The organism is Gilliamella sp. B3367 (genome assembly GCF_026536825.1).
In the GTDB taxonomy this organism is placed as follows: domain Bacteria; phylum Pseudomonadota; class Gammaproteobacteria; order Enterobacterales; family Orbaceae; genus Gilliamella; species Gilliamella apicola_E.
The window spans coordinates 130,817-146,661 of record NZ_JAFNNJ010000004.1; the positions used below are offsets into that span (position 1 = coordinate 130,817).

The following is a 15,845-nucleotide window of genomic DNA, read 5'->3' on the forward strand; positions in this document are numbered from 1 at the left end:
GATTAGAACTAGATGAATAAGCAAATAATCCCAAAAGTTATACTTCATGAGCATGTGGAAGGTAGTATTACACCATTTATGGCAAAAAAACTAGCCGATAAGAATCATCTGACTTTTCCTGATTCATTGTGCTATCGACCCGGTGAATATGATGCAACCGATTATAAAAATGGTCGATATAATTATGATGAATCCGATTTTGTTTCATTTATCCAAACTTATGATACTGTCTCTAATTTTGTTAAACATCCCGACGATTATTACCTAATTACTTACGATTTTTTAAGCAGAAATGCCAAGCAGGGGTTAATCTATTGCGAGCTATTTTTGTCTCCCTATCATATTTGTGCCATGGAAAGCGAAGGTAAAATAGTTTGGGATCAAGAAAGATTTAAACAAACGCTTAATCAAATGGATAAAGCAATTATTGATGTTCAAAAAGAACATAATATTACTGTAAGATACCATGTGATTGGCGTGCGCCATCTGGGTGCCGATGTGGTATACGATACACTGCAATTTATTGAGAATAACCCCCACCCATTTATTACCGGATTTAATATCGCAGGTAATGAAAAAGCAGGTCATTTTGATGATTTTGAAAAAGCCCATCAACTTGCTTCTAAATTGAATTTAAAAAAATCTTATCATGCTGGTGAAATTGATTCTGCTGAAAGTATTATCCAAGCGCTTAAACATGGCGCGAATCGTATTGGACATGGTATCGCCGCCATTGAAGATGATAAGTTGATTGAGAATTTAATTGATAACAAGATCACTTTAGAAATAGCGCTTACTAGTAATCGTATTTTAGTCAATAAGTTAAATGGTGATATTCTTAATCACCCAATTCGACAACTTTATGATAGAGGGGTCAGAATAACGCTTAATACCGATGACGCAGGCATATTTGGCACCGATATAGAGAAAGAATATCAGCTCGCTGAGCATTTTTTTCATTTTTCTCGATTGGAACTGTTTGATATTACACTTTGTGGAATTGATGCTGCTTTTATTGAACCAACCGAAAAATCACGTTTGTTTAATGACGTTTTAGCCTTTTTTACGATTAATGATAAGCAATGTCTACAACAGGCAATCAACGATCAGCAGTATCACCCTGCTATTATTGAACGATTTAAGAATTATCTCGTTTTATTATATGTTAATGATTAACAACATCAGAGAAATAGGAGATTGATATGAATAAAACCCGATTAAGCCTACTAACCCTATTAATATCTGGTTCACTTCAAGCAGCAACAGTAGATTTAAGAATTATCGAAACTACCGATTTGCACGGTAATATGATGAATTATGACTATTTCAAAGATCAGTACATTGATACTTTTGGTTTAGCTAAAACAGCCAATTTAATTCATCAAGCACGAAAAGAGGTAAAAAACAGTGTCTTAGTTGATAACGGCGATTTGATTCAAGGCAGTCCAATGGCTGATTATGCTTTGAATAAAGGTCTAAACAAAGGTGAGACTCATCCTGTTTATAAAGCACTTAATACGCTAGATTATGTAGTTGGTAACATCGGTAATCATGAGTTTAATTTTGGTTTAGATTTTTTACAAAAAAGTCTAGCTGGTGCTAATTTTCCTTATGTTAATGCTAATGTTTTTGATGCGAAAACAAATAAACCTTACTTTAGGCAATATATTATTTTAGATAAACCGGTCGTTGATAGAGAAGGTAAACAACACACTATTAAAATCGGTTATATTGGTTTTGTGCCACCACAAATTATGCAGTGGGATAAACTTAATTTGGAAGGTAAGGTAATTGTTAAAGATATCACTGAAACCGCGAAACAATTAGTGCCTGAAATGAAAAAGCAAGGTGCAAATATCATTGTTGCAATTCCGCATTCAGGTGTTTCTGCCGAACCATATAAGGCTTTAGCTGAAAATTCAGTCTATTATTTAAGCCAAGTTGAAGGTATTAATGCTATTATGTTTGGTCATTCTCATGGGGTCTTTCCTAGCGAGGATTTTAAATCATTGCCTAATACTGATATTAGTACCGGAAATATCAATCATGTGCCCGCGGTAATGCCTGGACAATGGGGAAGTCATTTAGGTGTAGTTGATTTAGTTATTGAAGGTGATAAAGCTAATTGGAAAGTCATTTCTGGTAAATCAGAAGCTCGCCCGATCTTTGATATTAAAAATAAAAAAGCATTAGTTGAATCAGATAAAAATATTACGAATGCGTTAAGAGACGACCACGAAGGTACCCGTGAATTTGTTGGTAAACCAATTGGCAAGGTTTCAACCGATATCAATAGTTATTTAGCATTAGTCGAAGATACTTCTGCTTTGCAAATTATTAGTGATGCGCAAATTGATTATGTGAAACAGTTTGTTCAAGGTGATCCAGATCTGGATGGATTACCCATTTTATCGGCAATTGCGCCATTTAAAGCTGGTGGTCGTAAAAACGATCCTTCAGCTTATGTTGATGTTAAAAAAGGTGATTTAACTTTTAGAAATGCAGCTGATATCTATCTTTATCCTAATATTTTATCTGCAGTAAAAATAACGGGTAAAGATGTTAAAGAGTGGTTGGAATGCTCAGCAGGTGTTTATCATCAAATTGATATCAATTCGTCACAACCACAATATTTGATTAATTGGGATAAATTTAGAACTTATAATTTTGATACTATTGATGGTGTGAGTTATCAAATTGATATTACTAAACCTGCACGTTATGATGGAAATTGTCAGTTAATTAATCCTGATTCAGAACGTATCGTAAACTTAACTTATCAACAAAAACCTATTGCTTCCAATCAAGCATTTTTAATTGCTACCAATAACTATCGTGCTTATACCGGAACATTCCCTGGTACTGGTGGTAAAAATGTTAAATTTAATTCTCCGGATGATTTAAGGGTCATTCTTTCAGCCTATATTACTAATCACACTAAAAAACAAGGTGAAGTGAATGTGAAGGTTGATAATAACTGGCGAATTGCACCAATTACCAGCAAAATTAATTTGGATATTCGCTTTGAATCTTCCCCTACTGAAGAAGCCAAAGCCTATATTGAAAAACATTCATTGTACCCAATTAAGTTTATTGAAAAAGATAATTTAGGCTTTGGTGTATATCAACTTAATTTACAAGCACCAACAAAATCGCAAAACTAAAAATCTATTGATGATAACAAGGATTATGAATATGAAGATTGAAAAACTAATTGAACTAGCTAAAACAGCACGCTCAAAAGCTTATGTACCCTATTCTAAATTTCAAGTAGGTGCAGTATTAATTACCGAAGATGATGAAGCTATTTTAGGATGCAATATTGAAAATGCCTCATATGGCCTAGCCAACTGTGCTGAACGAACTGCGATTTTTAAGGCGGTATCAGAAGGTAAAACAAAATTTAAAAAATTAGTTGTGATTGGCGATACTGATGGACCAATTTCACCTTGTGGAGCTTGTCGCCAAGTCATTAGTGAATTTTGCGCCAAAGATATGCCAGTTATTTTGACAAATATGCATGGTAAAATCCAAGAAACCACTGTCGGTGAATTGTTGCCTTGGTCATTTTCACCTAGTGATTTAGATTAGTATTATTTCTGAATAAGAAAATTTTAACTATCAAAAAATTGATAGAAAATAATAAAAGAGAGTGATGAAGCTAAGATCAGAATTATCATCAATCCATATAATGGATGAAAAAATATAATCCTAATTTGATTTATTGATATTAAGAGAGAAGTGTAATGAGATTTGTAGATATTATTGAAAAAAAACGTGATGGACATGCCTTAACTACCGAAGAAATTCAATTTTTTATTACCAATTATACTAATGGTACGATTCCTGACTACCAAGTAAGTGCTTTACTTATGGCTATTTATTATCAAGGTATGACTTCGAAAGAATGTGCTGATTTAACTAGTGCTATGATGTATTCCGGTGATACTGTTGATCTATCATCAATTAAAGGTATTAAAGTAGATAAACATTCAACCGGAGGTGTGGGTGATACAACCACTTTAGTATTAGCACCATTAGTTGCTGCTTTAGATATTCCTGTTGCCAAGATGTCAGGTCGAGGATTAGGCCATACTGGTGGAACAACCGATAAATTTGAAACTATTCCCGGTTTTAAAATCGAATTAGGTAAGCAAGAGTTTATCGATCAGGTTAACCAAAAAGGTGTTGCGGTTATTGGTCAATCAGGTAACTTAACCCCAGCGGATAAAAAACTTTATTCATTACGTGATGTAACCGGTACGGTTAACTCTATTCCGCTGATTGCCAGTTCAATCATGAGTAAAAAACTGGCTGCGGGTGCTGACGCTATTGTGTTGGATGTCAAAACCGGTGACGGTGCTTTAATGAAAACGATGGAAGACTCTGAGAAATTAGCACATGAAATGGTTAATATTGGTAATCAAATTGGCCGTAGAACCATGGCGATTATTTCAGATATGTCTCAACCTTTAGGTTATGCTATTGGTAATGCCTTAGAAGTTAAAGAGGCCATTGATACATTAAATGGTCATGGTCCTGCTGATTTAACTGAGTTAGTTTTAACGCTTGGTAGTCAAATGGTTGTATTAGCCAATAAAGCTAAGACATTAGAGGAAGCAAGAGAAAAACTACAAGAAGTCATTAAAAATGGTAAAGCGATAGAGAAATTTAAAACGTTAATTGAAGCTCAAGGTGGTGATAGCTCTGTTGTTGATCATCCTGAAAAATTAGCCAACGCCCCTTACCAAATCGATCTACCTGCACAAAAATCAGGTTATGTATCACGCATTATTGCCGACCAAATTGGTATTGCGGCAATGCAATTAGGTGCTGGACGAGCAACTAAAGAAGACGTTATTGATCCAGCAGTTGGTATTGTTTTACATAAAAAAGTGGGTGATAAAGTTGAAGTGGGTGAACCATTATTAACTATTCATTCAAGTAGCGATAAGATTGATGCAATTAAACAAAAATTGTATGACAATATTACTATCAGTGATAGTGCTAAACAACCACAATTGATTTTCAAAGTAATTACGGAATAGCTCTAATAAGGATTTGGGAGATGCCATGTATTGTTTTAAATTTAAACTGTCACTAGTTATTGTTTTAGGTCTGTTCTCAGTTAATTCATTCGCAGCAGTTGCAACCAAGCAATCTACTGCTCCTACTTGGGAAAAAGATAAGCCCTATTCTTTTACTATTTTGCATACTAATGACCATCATGGCCATTTTTGGCAAAATGACATTGGTGAATATGGTTTAGCTGCTCAAAAAACTGTAGTTGACCAAATTAGAAAAGAAGTATCCGAAAAAGGTGGGAAATTACTTCTGCTATCTGGCGGTGACATTAATACAGGCGTTCCTGAATCCGATGTTTTACAAGCTAAACCCGATTTTATGGGTATGAACAGTATTGGTTATGATGCAATGGCTGTTGGTAACCATGAGTTTGATCATCCTTTAGCAGTTATTCGTGAACAACAAAAATGGGCTCACTTTCCATTTTTATCAGCAAATACTTACTTCAAAAATACTGATAATCGCGTTTTCGATGCTTATAAAATGTTTGATTTAAATGGCATTAGAGTTGCGGTATTTGGTTTAACTACTGATGATACAATTTTCCTTGCTTCACCTAAAAATACTGATGGTGTTGAGTTTCGCAAAACCTTGCCTGAAGCAGAGAAGGTGATAAGTCAAATTAAAAATAATGAGCGCCCAGATATGATTATTGCGGTTACTCATATGGGACATTATGAAAATGGTGAACATGGTTCAATGGCACCGGGTGATGTTGAGTTAGCACGGGGATTGAAACCAGGTGATTTAAATATGATTGTAGGTGGTCACTCTCAAAACCCTGTATGTATGGCTAGCCCTAACAAACGTATTACTGAGTATGTTCCTGGCACACCATGTGCACCCGATCAACAAAATGGAACTTGGATTGTTCAAGCTCATGAATGGGGTAAATATGTTGGTCGTGCCGACTTTGTCTTTTTAAACGGTAAAATAACACTGGAAAATTATCAGTTAATTCCTATCAACTTGAAAAAAGAAGTCGACAATGGCAACGATACTAAACGTCTTGAATACTACACTAGTGAAATCGAACAAGATAAAAAATTGTTAGAAACACTTAAACCTTATCAAGATCAAGGTAAACAGCAATTACTCACTAAAACAGGTGAATTAATCGGTCGTTTAGAAGGTGATCGTAGTGTAGTAAGATATCAACAAAGCAATATGGGACAGCTGTTACTCAGTGCCTTTATTGAAAAAACGAATGCTGATGTTGGCATTATGGCTGGCGGTATGATTCGTGATTCACTTATTGAAGGAAATATTACTTATCGTGATATTTTGAAAGTTGAGCCTTTTGGTAATACAGTTGTTTACTTTGAGTTAACCGGCCGTGAATTGGTGGAATATCTTAAAGTTGCATTAAGTAAAAAACAAGGTTCTGGTGGTTATACTCACTTAAAAAATATCACGCTAGCGGGCAATACGATTAGCGATATTAAAATTAATAATGAGCCAATTGATTTGCAAAAATCTTATCGTATTACCACGTTAGATTATTTAGCGGCTGGTGGAGATGGTTATCCTGTTACCAACACTTCACCAACTTATGTCGATACAGGTTACCGAGACGCGGATGTGATAAGAGAATATATTGAAGCGCACTCACCAATTAATGCGGCAGATTATGAGCCGGTTAATTTCATTTTGGAAAAATAACGGCTTTAAAAAAGAAATATAGAATATAAATGGCACGGGTAAAATTGGTATTATAAATTAGCCATTAAATTTAATTTTTTGCTTTCAACATATAGGTAATATAGAGGTATTTATGAACATGACAGAATTTCAAAAAAATTGTTACGATATTGTGACCGATCCCAACCTGTCACCTAAACAAAAAGCGAACCTTCTCGCTTTAGCAGCGGAAAATAATTTACCTTATGTTGATTTGGATAATGAAACTAAACAAGCCTTAGATGAGCGTGTAATTTGTGACATGTACGAAGGTCATGCACCGTATAAACCTCGTTATGTGTTACCTGATTATGCAAAATTCCTTAAACAAGGATCTGAGTATTTAGAGCTTGAGCCTGCAAAAAATTTTGATGATGCCATAAATATGCTGACAATTGCTTATCATCATGTCCCTTCGGTCACTGGTATGCCCGTTTATTTAGGTTGTTTGGATAAAGTGTTACTACCTTATGTTGGCAATTTAACAGAAGAAGAGCTTTATCAGCGATTAAAACGTTTTTGGATTATGCTTGATCGCAATCTTCCTGATGCATTTATGCACGCCAATATTGGTCCAACTGACAATGTGATCTGTCGAGTAATTTTACGTGTTGATCGTGAACTCAAACAAGTTGCGCCTAATTTAACGTTTATTTATGATGAAGATATCACCCCAGAATCTTTACTAAATACAGCAATTGAGAATATCTGCCAAACAGCAAAACCACATATCGCTAATAATATGATGATCAAAAAAGATTTTGATGATCAAGGCTATGGTGTTGTGAGTTGTTATAACTCTCTCCCTGTTGCGGGTGGTGGTAGCACTTTATCAAGAATCAATTTAAAAGAAGTCGCATTAAAAAGTAACAGTATTACCGACTTTTTACAAAATATCCTGCCTTATTATTGCCAATTGCAATTGAACTTAATCAAAGCGAGATCGGAATTTCTTTATGAAAAATCGAATTTCTTTCAAAATAGTTTTTTAGTCAAAGAAGGACTAATTGACGCAACTCGATTTGCACCAATGTTTGGTATTTATGCTATGGCTGAAGCGGTTAATATTCTACAAGAAAAATCTAACTTAGCTGGTCGCTATGGTGTTGATGAAGATGCTAATGAACTAGCTACCACAATTTCTAAGCAATTAGCCGACTTTATTGATAATCATAAAATTAAACATGCATGGCAAGGTAAAGCGATGTTACATGCGCAGTCAGGTATCAGTACAGACCGAGGTGCAACACCTGGTTTACGTATCCCTTATGGACATGAACCAGATCCTGTTACCCATATAATGGCATTATTTAAACACCATAAATATTATACATCTGGCATTAGTGATATTTTAACTATTGATGAAACGATTAAAAATAATCCATTAGCCTTAGTACAAATTTGTAAAGCAGCATTTAAATTTGGTTTCCGTGAATTTACGGCTAATATCAGTGGTAATGATCTGGTACGTGTAACTGGTTATATGGTGAGATTATCAGATATCAAAAAATATAAAGAAGAAGGTTCGCGGATTAATACCACATTTTTAGGTAGTGAAGCAGCCGAAGATACAGTGAACAATAGTTACTTATGCAGGACCCCTAGGGTAATAAGCCATGAACAAGTCATGGGCAATCGTTAATAAAATTTTACCCTTTTCTTGTGTTGATGGACCGGGAAACCGGTTAGTCATCTTTTTACAAGGCTGCAATTTTAAATGTTTAAATTGCCACAATCCTTATACTATTTCACGGTGTAAGGAGTGTGGTGAATGTGTTGCTACCTGCCCCCATCAATCATTATCATTTATCAACAACAAAGTCATTTGGCAAAGTTCAACTTGCCAGCAGTGCGATACTTGTATAAACACTTGTAACTATCAGTCAACACCGATGACTTATCGATACAGTATCGAAGATATTTTAAAACTTATCCGAAAGTATCTCCCTTTTTTAAATGGAATAACCCTAAGCGGTGGAGAGGCAACACTGCAACTGGCGTTTATTGAACAGCTTTTTAGTGCGATTAAACAAGCTCAGGATTTAAAACACCTAAGCTGTTTTGTTGACAGTAATGGATATTTACCTCAATTGGGTTGGCAAAAAATAGTCAACGTAATGGATGGGGCAATGATTGATCTTAAAGCATGGGATAATCAAGTACATGAAGCATTAACCAGCAAGGGAAATTTAAGAGTTAAAAAGTCAATTGAATATCTTGCAAAAATGAATAAATTATATGAAGTCAGATTTCTAATTATTCCTAAGCATACCGATTTACAACAAAACGCTGAACATTTAGCTAATTTTTTAAAACAATTTGATGCAAATATAAAAATTAGAATCAATGCATTTCATAATCATGGTGTGAGAGGTGAAGCCAAAACATGGCAGAGCGCCTCAAAACAACATATCGAAAATTTTGCTATGGAATTAAAGCAATTTGGTCTGAAAAATATTGTTTTACCAACTGTTTATTTATCATAATAGCGTTTTTTTAATGAGTGTGTGCTTAAAAAAACATTAACAGTCTTATTATAAAAATTCCAAAATAATGGCTTAAATTTTTTACCCCATGATATTATTGAAATAAAAATGAGCAGGTTGAAAACCTGCTCATTTGATTAACAGCAAAATCAAAGATTAATATAAATCATTAATATCTGTTAAGATTTTTTAAAAAATAGCTAATTGTATATCAACGTTAATATTTAACACATAAGGTATATGCTATATCTGGTTCAACAATAATATTACCTTCTACCATCCCTACACTGTAATATCGATAATTACCTAATCCATCTTTTACCGATGATGGTTCACTGGTAAAATAGAAATCATAATTGATTAAACTTCTTAAATTTGGCGCACCAGACATCATATCTCGCCCAATATAATCAAGTGGCGAATAAAAGTAGACTTTACCCCATTCTGGCAATAATCCTTCACCGATTGCTCTTCTATATCCATTATTTTTTACATAATAGAAATCATTATTTGTTGAAACGGTAGCAAAAGGAGAATTGGATAACTCAGCTCGTATTGGTAATCTATCATTATTATTTTGACAATATGTATTTGCGCTTTGCCAATTGCCAGCCAAGTTATTTGTAAAATATAACCAATGTTTTATAGAGAAAGTGTAATAAAACTGTGCTAACGTTCGATTATTGGTAACTAATATTACAAATTTATCATCTTTAGCTGGTACATTTTCGGTAAATTTAAATTCACTTTTAGAATCAGCGCTTGAATCACGAGGAGCACTAATTAGTGAATTATTCGGATTTTTAACCAAGGTATAACTATAATCTGAAATTGGATTTACCGGCACAATTCTAAAACGTGCATCCGGGAAACCATATGTTGGGAAGTAATTGCCGTTTTGATCTTTAACAGAGGCCTTAAAACCTTTATGCATAGTAAATTGGTCTACGTTATAAGGAACATCAAGATCTATCGTATCAGCACCATAAGGAGCATAGTTATCCCCTTCATCCCATCCATTGTGCATAATCAGAGCCAATACACCAGGCCTAATATAACAGATACCATCATCAGCACTGACTTGAAATGTTTTAGAGACTTCTCTTGGTTCTGACTGATCAGGAGCACCGTACTGGGTTTTAGCAACAAATTGAATCGTTACTTTTACTGATGATTTTGCATTGGCCGTCGATGAATTACACACATCACTACCAAGTTGGGAAGTAGAATCAGAAGGAATTATGTTATTGTTTGAGTCCCGCCATTCAGTATTAATAGACTGAATGATAAAACTGCCGGTAGTAGCCACTTTGTCACCATCTACATCATTTATATCACTATCATTCAAACTTGAAGTATCTACCCCAAATGAATAAATACTTGGTGAAGTGTTGTAAGCAACAGAAATCTTATTATCAGTACCAGGCAAAACAATCACAGGATCAATACCATCAATATTTAATTTAAATTGAATTCCATTTAAGATTTTTGTATCAGCAGATTCAAGAATTTCAGGCGGATTACCGTGAATATATTGCGTAGTGGTTGCAGCAAATGATAATGCGGCTAGAGATGCATGGCAAAAAAGGCCAAAAAAAGAAATAGCTGTAATATTAAATATTAATTGCATCAAATAAAATTTTGGGGAAACAAACATTTTACTATTCATGCTAATTCCTCTACTCATAAACTTTCCTGCAAATTAGAATAAAGTTATTGATTTAAAGTTTTAATAAACTACAGAATTATCGAATGATTGATAAAAATTGTTACCTATTTCAAATTTTAAAAACGCGTATAAGCAATAGAAACCATTAGAAAGTTATTAAATTGCATCCATGTAACGGTATATTTTTATTTAATATCTAGAGCAAAAACGACTATGTCGCTATCGAAAAAGTGTAATATTCAAATGTTGTTAATAAACTAATTTAAGAATATCAAAATAAGAAATGCTATTAAAAAGATCAGCGCAAAGTAGTTTAACTTTACTAACAGGCTGATTAAATAAGATAATTAATTGTATATGTTAAAAATAATCTACACAATTGTGCATAGTATATAATAATATATACAATATGGAATAGCTAAATATCAATTTATTGATATTTAATGGTTCTCAAATGAATATTTATTAAAATAATAATTCTAAATAAAGTGATTGAGCTCCTGATTTGATTTTTAATCACTGGATTTATCATCAATAATTTTATTAAAATATTTTGAAATTAGCGTTAAATAAAAAAGGAGGCATTAACCTCCCTTTACAAATAAAATATAACTGAATTTATTTTCCTTTTTTAAAAGCTGCAGCAAAAGCATTACCCATTGCACTATTTGTAATAGGCGCTGACTGTCCACTTTTAGAAGTACCGGTTGATTTATTCGTTCGAGCTTTGGCCCCTTCTACTTTTGGCGTTGTTGGATCATCAAGTCGCATCGATAAAGCAATACGTTTGCGGGCAATATCCACTTCAATCACTTTAACTTTAACAATATCACCAGCTTTAACTACCGTTCGTGGATCTTCAACAAATTTATCAGATAATGCTGATATATGAACTAAACCATCTTGATGTACACCAATATCAACAAAAGCACCAAAATTGGTAACATTGGTTACCGCACCTTCCATAATCATGCCTATTTTTAAATCTTCCATTGTTTCGATGTTATCAGCAAACTGGGCCGTTTTAAATTCGGGCCTTGGATCTCGTCCGGGTTTATCAAGTTCTTTAATAATATCAGTGACAGTTGGAACACCAAAATGGTCATCAACGTAATCAACCGCTTTTAATGATTTCAGATAATGAGTATCACCTAAAATTTCTTTTAAAGATTTATGATTTTTCTCTAAAATTCGTTCGACAACCGGATAGGCTTCAGGGTGAACAGCCGATGCATCAAGTGGATTTTTACCCTCCATTATGCGTAAAAAACCAGCACATTGTTCAAACGCTTTAGGGCCTAAACGACTAACTTTTAACAACTGTTTGCGATCGGTAAATTGACCATTTTCATTACGCCAATCTACAATATTTTGGGCAATAACTTTATTCAATCCAGCAATACGGGCAAGTAACATCATTGATGCAGTGTTTAAATTTACCCCTACCGCATTTACTCCATCTTCAACCACCGCATCAAGTTTTTTAGCTAATTGGGTCTGACTAACATCATGCTGATATTGCCCCACCCCAATGGATTTTGGATCGATTTTTACTAGCTCAGCTAATGGATCTTGTAAACGACGAGCAATGGATACCGCACCACGAATTGATACATCCAGATCAGGGAACTCTTGAGCAGCAAGCTCTGATGCAGAATAAACAGAAGCCCCAGCTTCGCTGACAATAACTTTTTGCCCTTTTACTTCCGGATACTTTTTCTGAACATCAAGATAAAAACGTTCAGTTTCACGAGATGCCGTGCCATTACCAATTGCAACTAATTCCACTTGATGTTTAATGCAAAGTGCAGCAACAATCATTGCTGCTTTATCAGCTTGTCCTGTATGAGGATAAATCGTTTCGGTCGCAATAAGTTTACCTGTAGAATCCACAACAGCAATTTTTACACCTGTTCGTAAGCCTGGATCCATTCCCATGGTGACTTTCATACCTGCAGGTGCAGCCATCAACATATCGTGTAAATTTGCTGCAAATACGTTAATTGCTTCCTCTTCAGCACGTTCACGCAAAGTGGTCATAAGCTCGGTTTCCATGTGCATTAAAATCTTAATTCGCCATGTCCAATTAATAACTGCTTTACGCCATTTATCTGCAGGTTGATCATTAAAATGAATCCCTAAATGCTCTGTAATAATTTGCTCGCAATAGCTCTCTTTTGGCGTTTCTTCAAATTGCGGATCGGCATTGAGTGAAAGTTGTAAAAATCCTTCATTTCGTCCTCTAAACATCGCTAAAGCACGATGAGAAGGCACTTTTGAAATAAGTTCACTTTGTGCAAAGTAGTCTCTAAATTTAGCACCTTCTTCCTCTTTACCAGTAATAACTTGAGATACAAGATGCGCGTTATTCCAAAGATAATGACGAACTTTAGCAAGTAAAGCGGCATCTTCAGCAAAACGCTCCATTAAAATATAACGGGCACCATCTAAGGCAGATTTAGTATCAGCAATGCCTTTATCTGCATTGATATATTTTTCAGCTTCAGTTTCTGGATTGAGATCGGGATTTTGCCATAAATCGTCAGCGAGAGATTCAAGCCCTGCCTCGATTGCTATTTGACCGCGGGTACGGCGTTTTGGTTTATAAGGAAGATAAAGATCTTCTAATTCCGTTTTACTAAGCGTATCAGTAATTTTTTGGCTTAATTCTGGGGTTAATTTACCCTGTTCCTCAATTGATTTTAAAATTGTTTGTTTACGATCTTCTAGTTCTCGCAAATAACTTAAACGGCTATCTAAGGTACGTAATTGGGTATCATCCAGACCTCCGGTCACCTCTTTACGATATCGAGCAATAAAGGGAACGGTACTACCATCATCTAATAACTGAATGGCAGCTAAAACTTGTTCTGGTTTTACGGTTAATTCACCCGCTATAATATGGCTAATTTGATTATTTATCATGATATCTCTGTATATCTCGTCGATTAACGGAATTTATATTCATTATGCAAAAAGCTAATTATATAACAAGAGAGGGCTACTTGGCACTCGATCGTGAATTGAAATATTTATGGAAAGAAGAAAGGCCTCGTGTTACTCAAGCTGTTTCTGATGCTGCAGCCCTTGGCGACCGTAGTGAAAATGCGGAATATATTTATGGAAAAAGACGTCTTCGAGAGATTGATAGACGTGTTCGCTTTTTAACCAAACGTTTAGAAATATTAACGATTGTCGATCCTGACCCAAGACAAGAAGGAAAAGTATTTTTTGGGGCTTGGGTCAAATTGGAAGATGATTCAGGAAAATTACATATCTACCGTATTGTTGGCAGTGATGAATTCGATCCCAAAAGAAATTGGATATCGATTAATAGCCCTGTTGCCAGAGCTTTAATTGGCCATAAAATTGATGATGAAATAGCAGTCATCACACCAAACGGTAAAACGTTTTATTATATTATTGATATCAGTTACCAAGAATTTGTTTAGATATTATTTTAATAATTACCTAAATAATAGGTTCTCAAATTCAATTTTATTATCAACATTGATTAAATTATCGAGCCGATTGTCTTCTTCTAACCATTCTATGAGTTCTGACATCGCATCAATATGCTTATTATTGTCTGACGCAGCTAACATAATAAGCAAAGATATTTTTTCACCGTCAGGAAAAATAACAGGATGAGTGCATTTCAGTAAAGAAAATTTTGTTTCTTCACATATTACACCATTTTCTGAGCGAGAATGCGGTAAGGCAAAACCATCTGCTATAATAAAGTACGCACCAATTTGATTAACATTATCAATTATAGATGTTATATATCTTTGTTCGATAATATTATTTTCGATTAATGAATTTCCAACTAATTGAATCGCACTTTTCCAATCCAAATTTTCTTCATTAAACTGCCAATATCTTTCAAAAATAGGATGTATGGACATATTTATTACTCTTTTATTACTCATTATTAATTTTTTTATATCGATGATTAATATGGTTACAAGCTACCACTTGCAACCATCATCTATTTTAAGATACAACTTTCAAAAATTGGTCACAAATATTTTGACCACTAATTCCGTATTTATCTTTTAGTTGACCACTTTTTCCTGATTCAGTAAATGTATCAGATATACCTATCCTTATCAGTGGTTTTAAAATACCATTTTGCATACTTTGTTCAGCAATTAATCCACCAATACCACCATTGATACTGTGATTTTCAACGGTTATAAGAACATTGACATGTTGGCATAAAGATTTAAATTTTTCTTGATTGAATGGTTTGATACAAGCTAAATGTATAAGCTTTCCTTTATGACCAAGTGAGGTTAATTTTTGATAACCGTCATTAGCTTGTTCATAACTTGCTCCTTCGAAAATAATAGCAAAATCATTTCCTTCATTGATCACAGCATCAATGTCATTAACTCGAGGAACCTTGGTTTTATCACGGATTGGCATTGGCTCACGAGCCACTCTAATATAAACAGGGCCTTTAATTTTGGCTGCTTGTTCAAATGCTTCGTAAACTTCATCTGCATCAGCTGGTGATAAAACGGTTAAATTTGGCAAGACTCTCGTTAATGCAATATCTTCTAACGCATGATGAGAGGCACCATCAAATCCACCATCCACACCTGGATGAGTACCAACTATTTTAATGTTTGCATTTGCATAACAAGATTGTCTGAGCTGCGTCCATACCGTTCCTGTTGCAAAAATAGCAAAATCGATAAAAAATGGAATTAATCCTTCAAATGATTGTCCAGCTGCAAAGCTTAATGCTGATGCTTCAGCTATGCCCATCTCAAAAAAACGTTGTGGGTAAGCTTGTGCGAACTGATCAGCACGAGTTGAACTAGCTAAATCACAATCAATAACAGTGATCGGGAAGTTATTTTCTGCTAATTGAATTAATGCTTTACCAATTGCATCCCGAGGTGCTTTCATTTCTA

The 15,845-nt window shown here is 34.5% G+C and carries 11 protein-coding genes and 1 pseudogene; 8 read left to right on the top strand and 4 right to left on the bottom strand.

The annotated features are described in order from the left end of the window. Positions 1 to 12: 12 nt before the first annotated feature. From add to J3U23_RS07955, 7 genes are all read left to right on the top strand, one after another. The gene (gene add / locus J3U23_RS07925) at positions 13 to 1,176 is read left to right on the top strand and encodes an adenosine deaminase (RefSeq protein ID WP_267330652.1); all 1,164 of its coding nucleotides are present in this window, start codon (positions 13 to 15) and stop codon (positions 1,174 to 1,176) included. A gap of 26 nt (positions 1,177 to 1,202) precedes the next feature. Next, on the top strand, positions 1,203 to 3,164 hold the full coding sequence (locus J3U23_RS07930; protein ID WP_267338957.1) for a bifunctional 2',3'-cyclic-nucleotide 2'-phosphodiesterase/3'-nucleotidase: 1,962 nt from the start codon (positions 1,203 to 1,205) through the stop codon (positions 3,162 to 3,164). Positions 3,165 to 3,189: 25 nt separating this feature from the next. Further along, positions 3,190 to 3,591, top strand: a complete 402-nt coding sequence (locus tag J3U23_RS07935; protein ID WP_176713943.1) for a cytidine deaminase — start codon at positions 3,190 to 3,192, stop codon at positions 3,589 to 3,591. A gap of 155 nt (positions 3,592 to 3,746) precedes the next feature. Beyond that, positions 3,747 to 5,048, top strand: a complete 1,302-nt coding sequence (locus tag J3U23_RS07940; protein ID WP_220225801.1) for a pyrimidine-nucleoside phosphorylase — start codon at positions 3,747 to 3,749, stop codon at positions 5,046 to 5,048. A gap of 25 nt (positions 5,049 to 5,073) precedes the next feature. Next, a complete protein-coding gene (gene ushA, locus J3U23_RS07945; RefSeq protein ID WP_267337442.1) occupies positions 5,074 to 6,747 on the top strand; it encodes a bifunctional UDP-sugar hydrolase/5'-nucleotidase UshA in 1,674 nt (557 codons plus the stop codon). Positions 6,748 to 6,859: 112 nt separating this feature from the next. Then, the gene (locus J3U23_RS07950; RefSeq protein WP_416380513.1) at positions 6,860 to 8,407 is read left to right on the top strand and encodes a YjjI family glycine radical enzyme; all 1,548 of its coding nucleotides are present in this window, start codon (positions 6,860 to 6,862) and stop codon (positions 8,405 to 8,407) included. Continuing rightward, the gene (locus J3U23_RS07955) at positions 8,382 to 9,251 is read left to right on the top strand and encodes a YjjW family glycine radical enzyme activase (protein ID WP_267330656.1); all 870 of its coding nucleotides are present in this window, start codon (positions 8,382 to 8,384) and stop codon (positions 9,249 to 9,251) included. Before J3U23_RS07950 ends, J3U23_RS07955 begins: the two co-directional genes overlap by 26 nt. Positions 9,252 to 9,468: 217 nt before the next feature. Here the strand turns inward: J3U23_RS07955 and J3U23_RS07960 are convergent, their stop codons facing one another. Both J3U23_RS07960 and J3U23_RS07965 read right to left on the bottom strand, forming a co-directional pair. Further along, a complete protein-coding gene (locus J3U23_RS07960) occupies positions 9,469 to 10,920 on the bottom strand; it encodes a hypothetical protein (protein ID WP_267338959.1) in 1,452 nt (483 codons plus the stop codon). A 756-nt stretch (positions 10,921 to 11,676) separates the two neighbouring features. Continuing rightward, positions 11,677 to 13,845, bottom strand: a pseudogene (locus J3U23_RS07965) (Tex family protein); the annotation flags it as partial. Between the two features lie 44 nt (positions 13,846 to 13,889). Between J3U23_RS07965 and greB the strand changes: the two are divergent. Continuing rightward, a complete protein-coding gene (greB, locus tag J3U23_RS07970) occupies positions 13,890 to 14,372 on the top strand; it encodes a transcription elongation factor GreB (RefSeq protein ID WP_065733801.1) in 483 nt (160 codons plus the stop codon). A 15-nt stretch (positions 14,373 to 14,387) separates the two neighbouring features. Here the strand turns inward: greB and J3U23_RS07975 are convergent, their stop codons facing one another. Together J3U23_RS07975 and J3U23_RS07980 are read right to left on the bottom strand one after the other, a co-directional pair. Beyond that, a complete protein-coding gene (locus J3U23_RS07975) occupies positions 14,388 to 14,828 on the bottom strand; it encodes a PTS sugar transporter subunit IIA (protein WP_065733800.1) in 441 nt (146 codons plus the stop codon). An 88-nt stretch (positions 14,829 to 14,916) separates the two neighbouring features. Then, positions 14,917 to 15,840 carry a transketolase family protein gene (locus J3U23_RS07980; RefSeq protein ID WP_416380516.1) on the bottom strand — a complete coding sequence of 308 codons (924 nt, stop codon included), beginning with the start codon at positions 15,838 to 15,840 and terminating at the stop codon, positions 14,917 to 14,919. Positions 15,841 to 15,845: the final 5 nt, after the last annotated feature.

What these genes read in the sequence shown, in the direction of transcription:
- add (WP_267330652.1), top strand. Translation starts at nt 13, where the DNA reads ATGAATAAGCAAATAATCCCAAAAGTTATACTTCATGAGCATGTGGAA.
- J3U23_RS07930 (WP_267338957.1), top strand. Translation starts at nt 1,203, where the DNA reads ATGAATAAAACCCGATTAAGCCTACTAACCCTATTAATATCTGGTTCA.
- J3U23_RS07935 (WP_176713943.1), top strand. Translation starts at nt 3,190, where the DNA reads ATGAATATGAAGATTGAAAAACTAATTGAACTAGCTAAAACAGCACGC.
- J3U23_RS07940 (WP_220225801.1), top strand. Translation starts at nt 3,747, where the DNA reads ATGAGATTTGTAGATATTATTGAAAAAAAACGTGATGGACATGCCTTA.
- ushA (WP_267337442.1), top strand. Translation starts at nt 5,074, where the DNA reads ATGTATTGTTTTAAATTTAAACTGTCACTAGTTATTGTTTTAGGTCTG.
- J3U23_RS07950 (WP_416380513.1), top strand. Translation starts at nt 6,860, where the DNA reads ATGAACATGACAGAATTTCAAAAAAATTGTTACGATATTGTGACCGAT.
- J3U23_RS07955 (WP_267330656.1), top strand. Translation starts at nt 8,382, where the DNA reads ATGAACAAGTCATGGGCAATCGTTAATAAAATTTTACCCTTTTCTTGT.
- J3U23_RS07960 (WP_267338959.1), bottom strand. Translation starts at nt 10,920, where the DNA reads ATGAATAGTAAAATGTTTGTTTCCCCAAAATTTTATTTGATGCAATTA.
- greB (WP_065733801.1), top strand. Translation starts at nt 13,890, where the DNA reads ATGCAAAAAGCTAATTATATAACAAGAGAGGGCTACTTGGCACTCGAT.
- J3U23_RS07975 (WP_065733800.1), bottom strand. Translation starts at nt 14,828, where the DNA reads ATGTCCATACATCCTATTTTTGAAAGATATTGGCAGTTTAATGAAGAA.
- J3U23_RS07980 (WP_416380516.1), bottom strand. Translation starts at nt 15,840, where the DNA reads ATGAAAGCACCTCGGGATGCAATTGGTAAAGCATTAATTCAATTAGCA.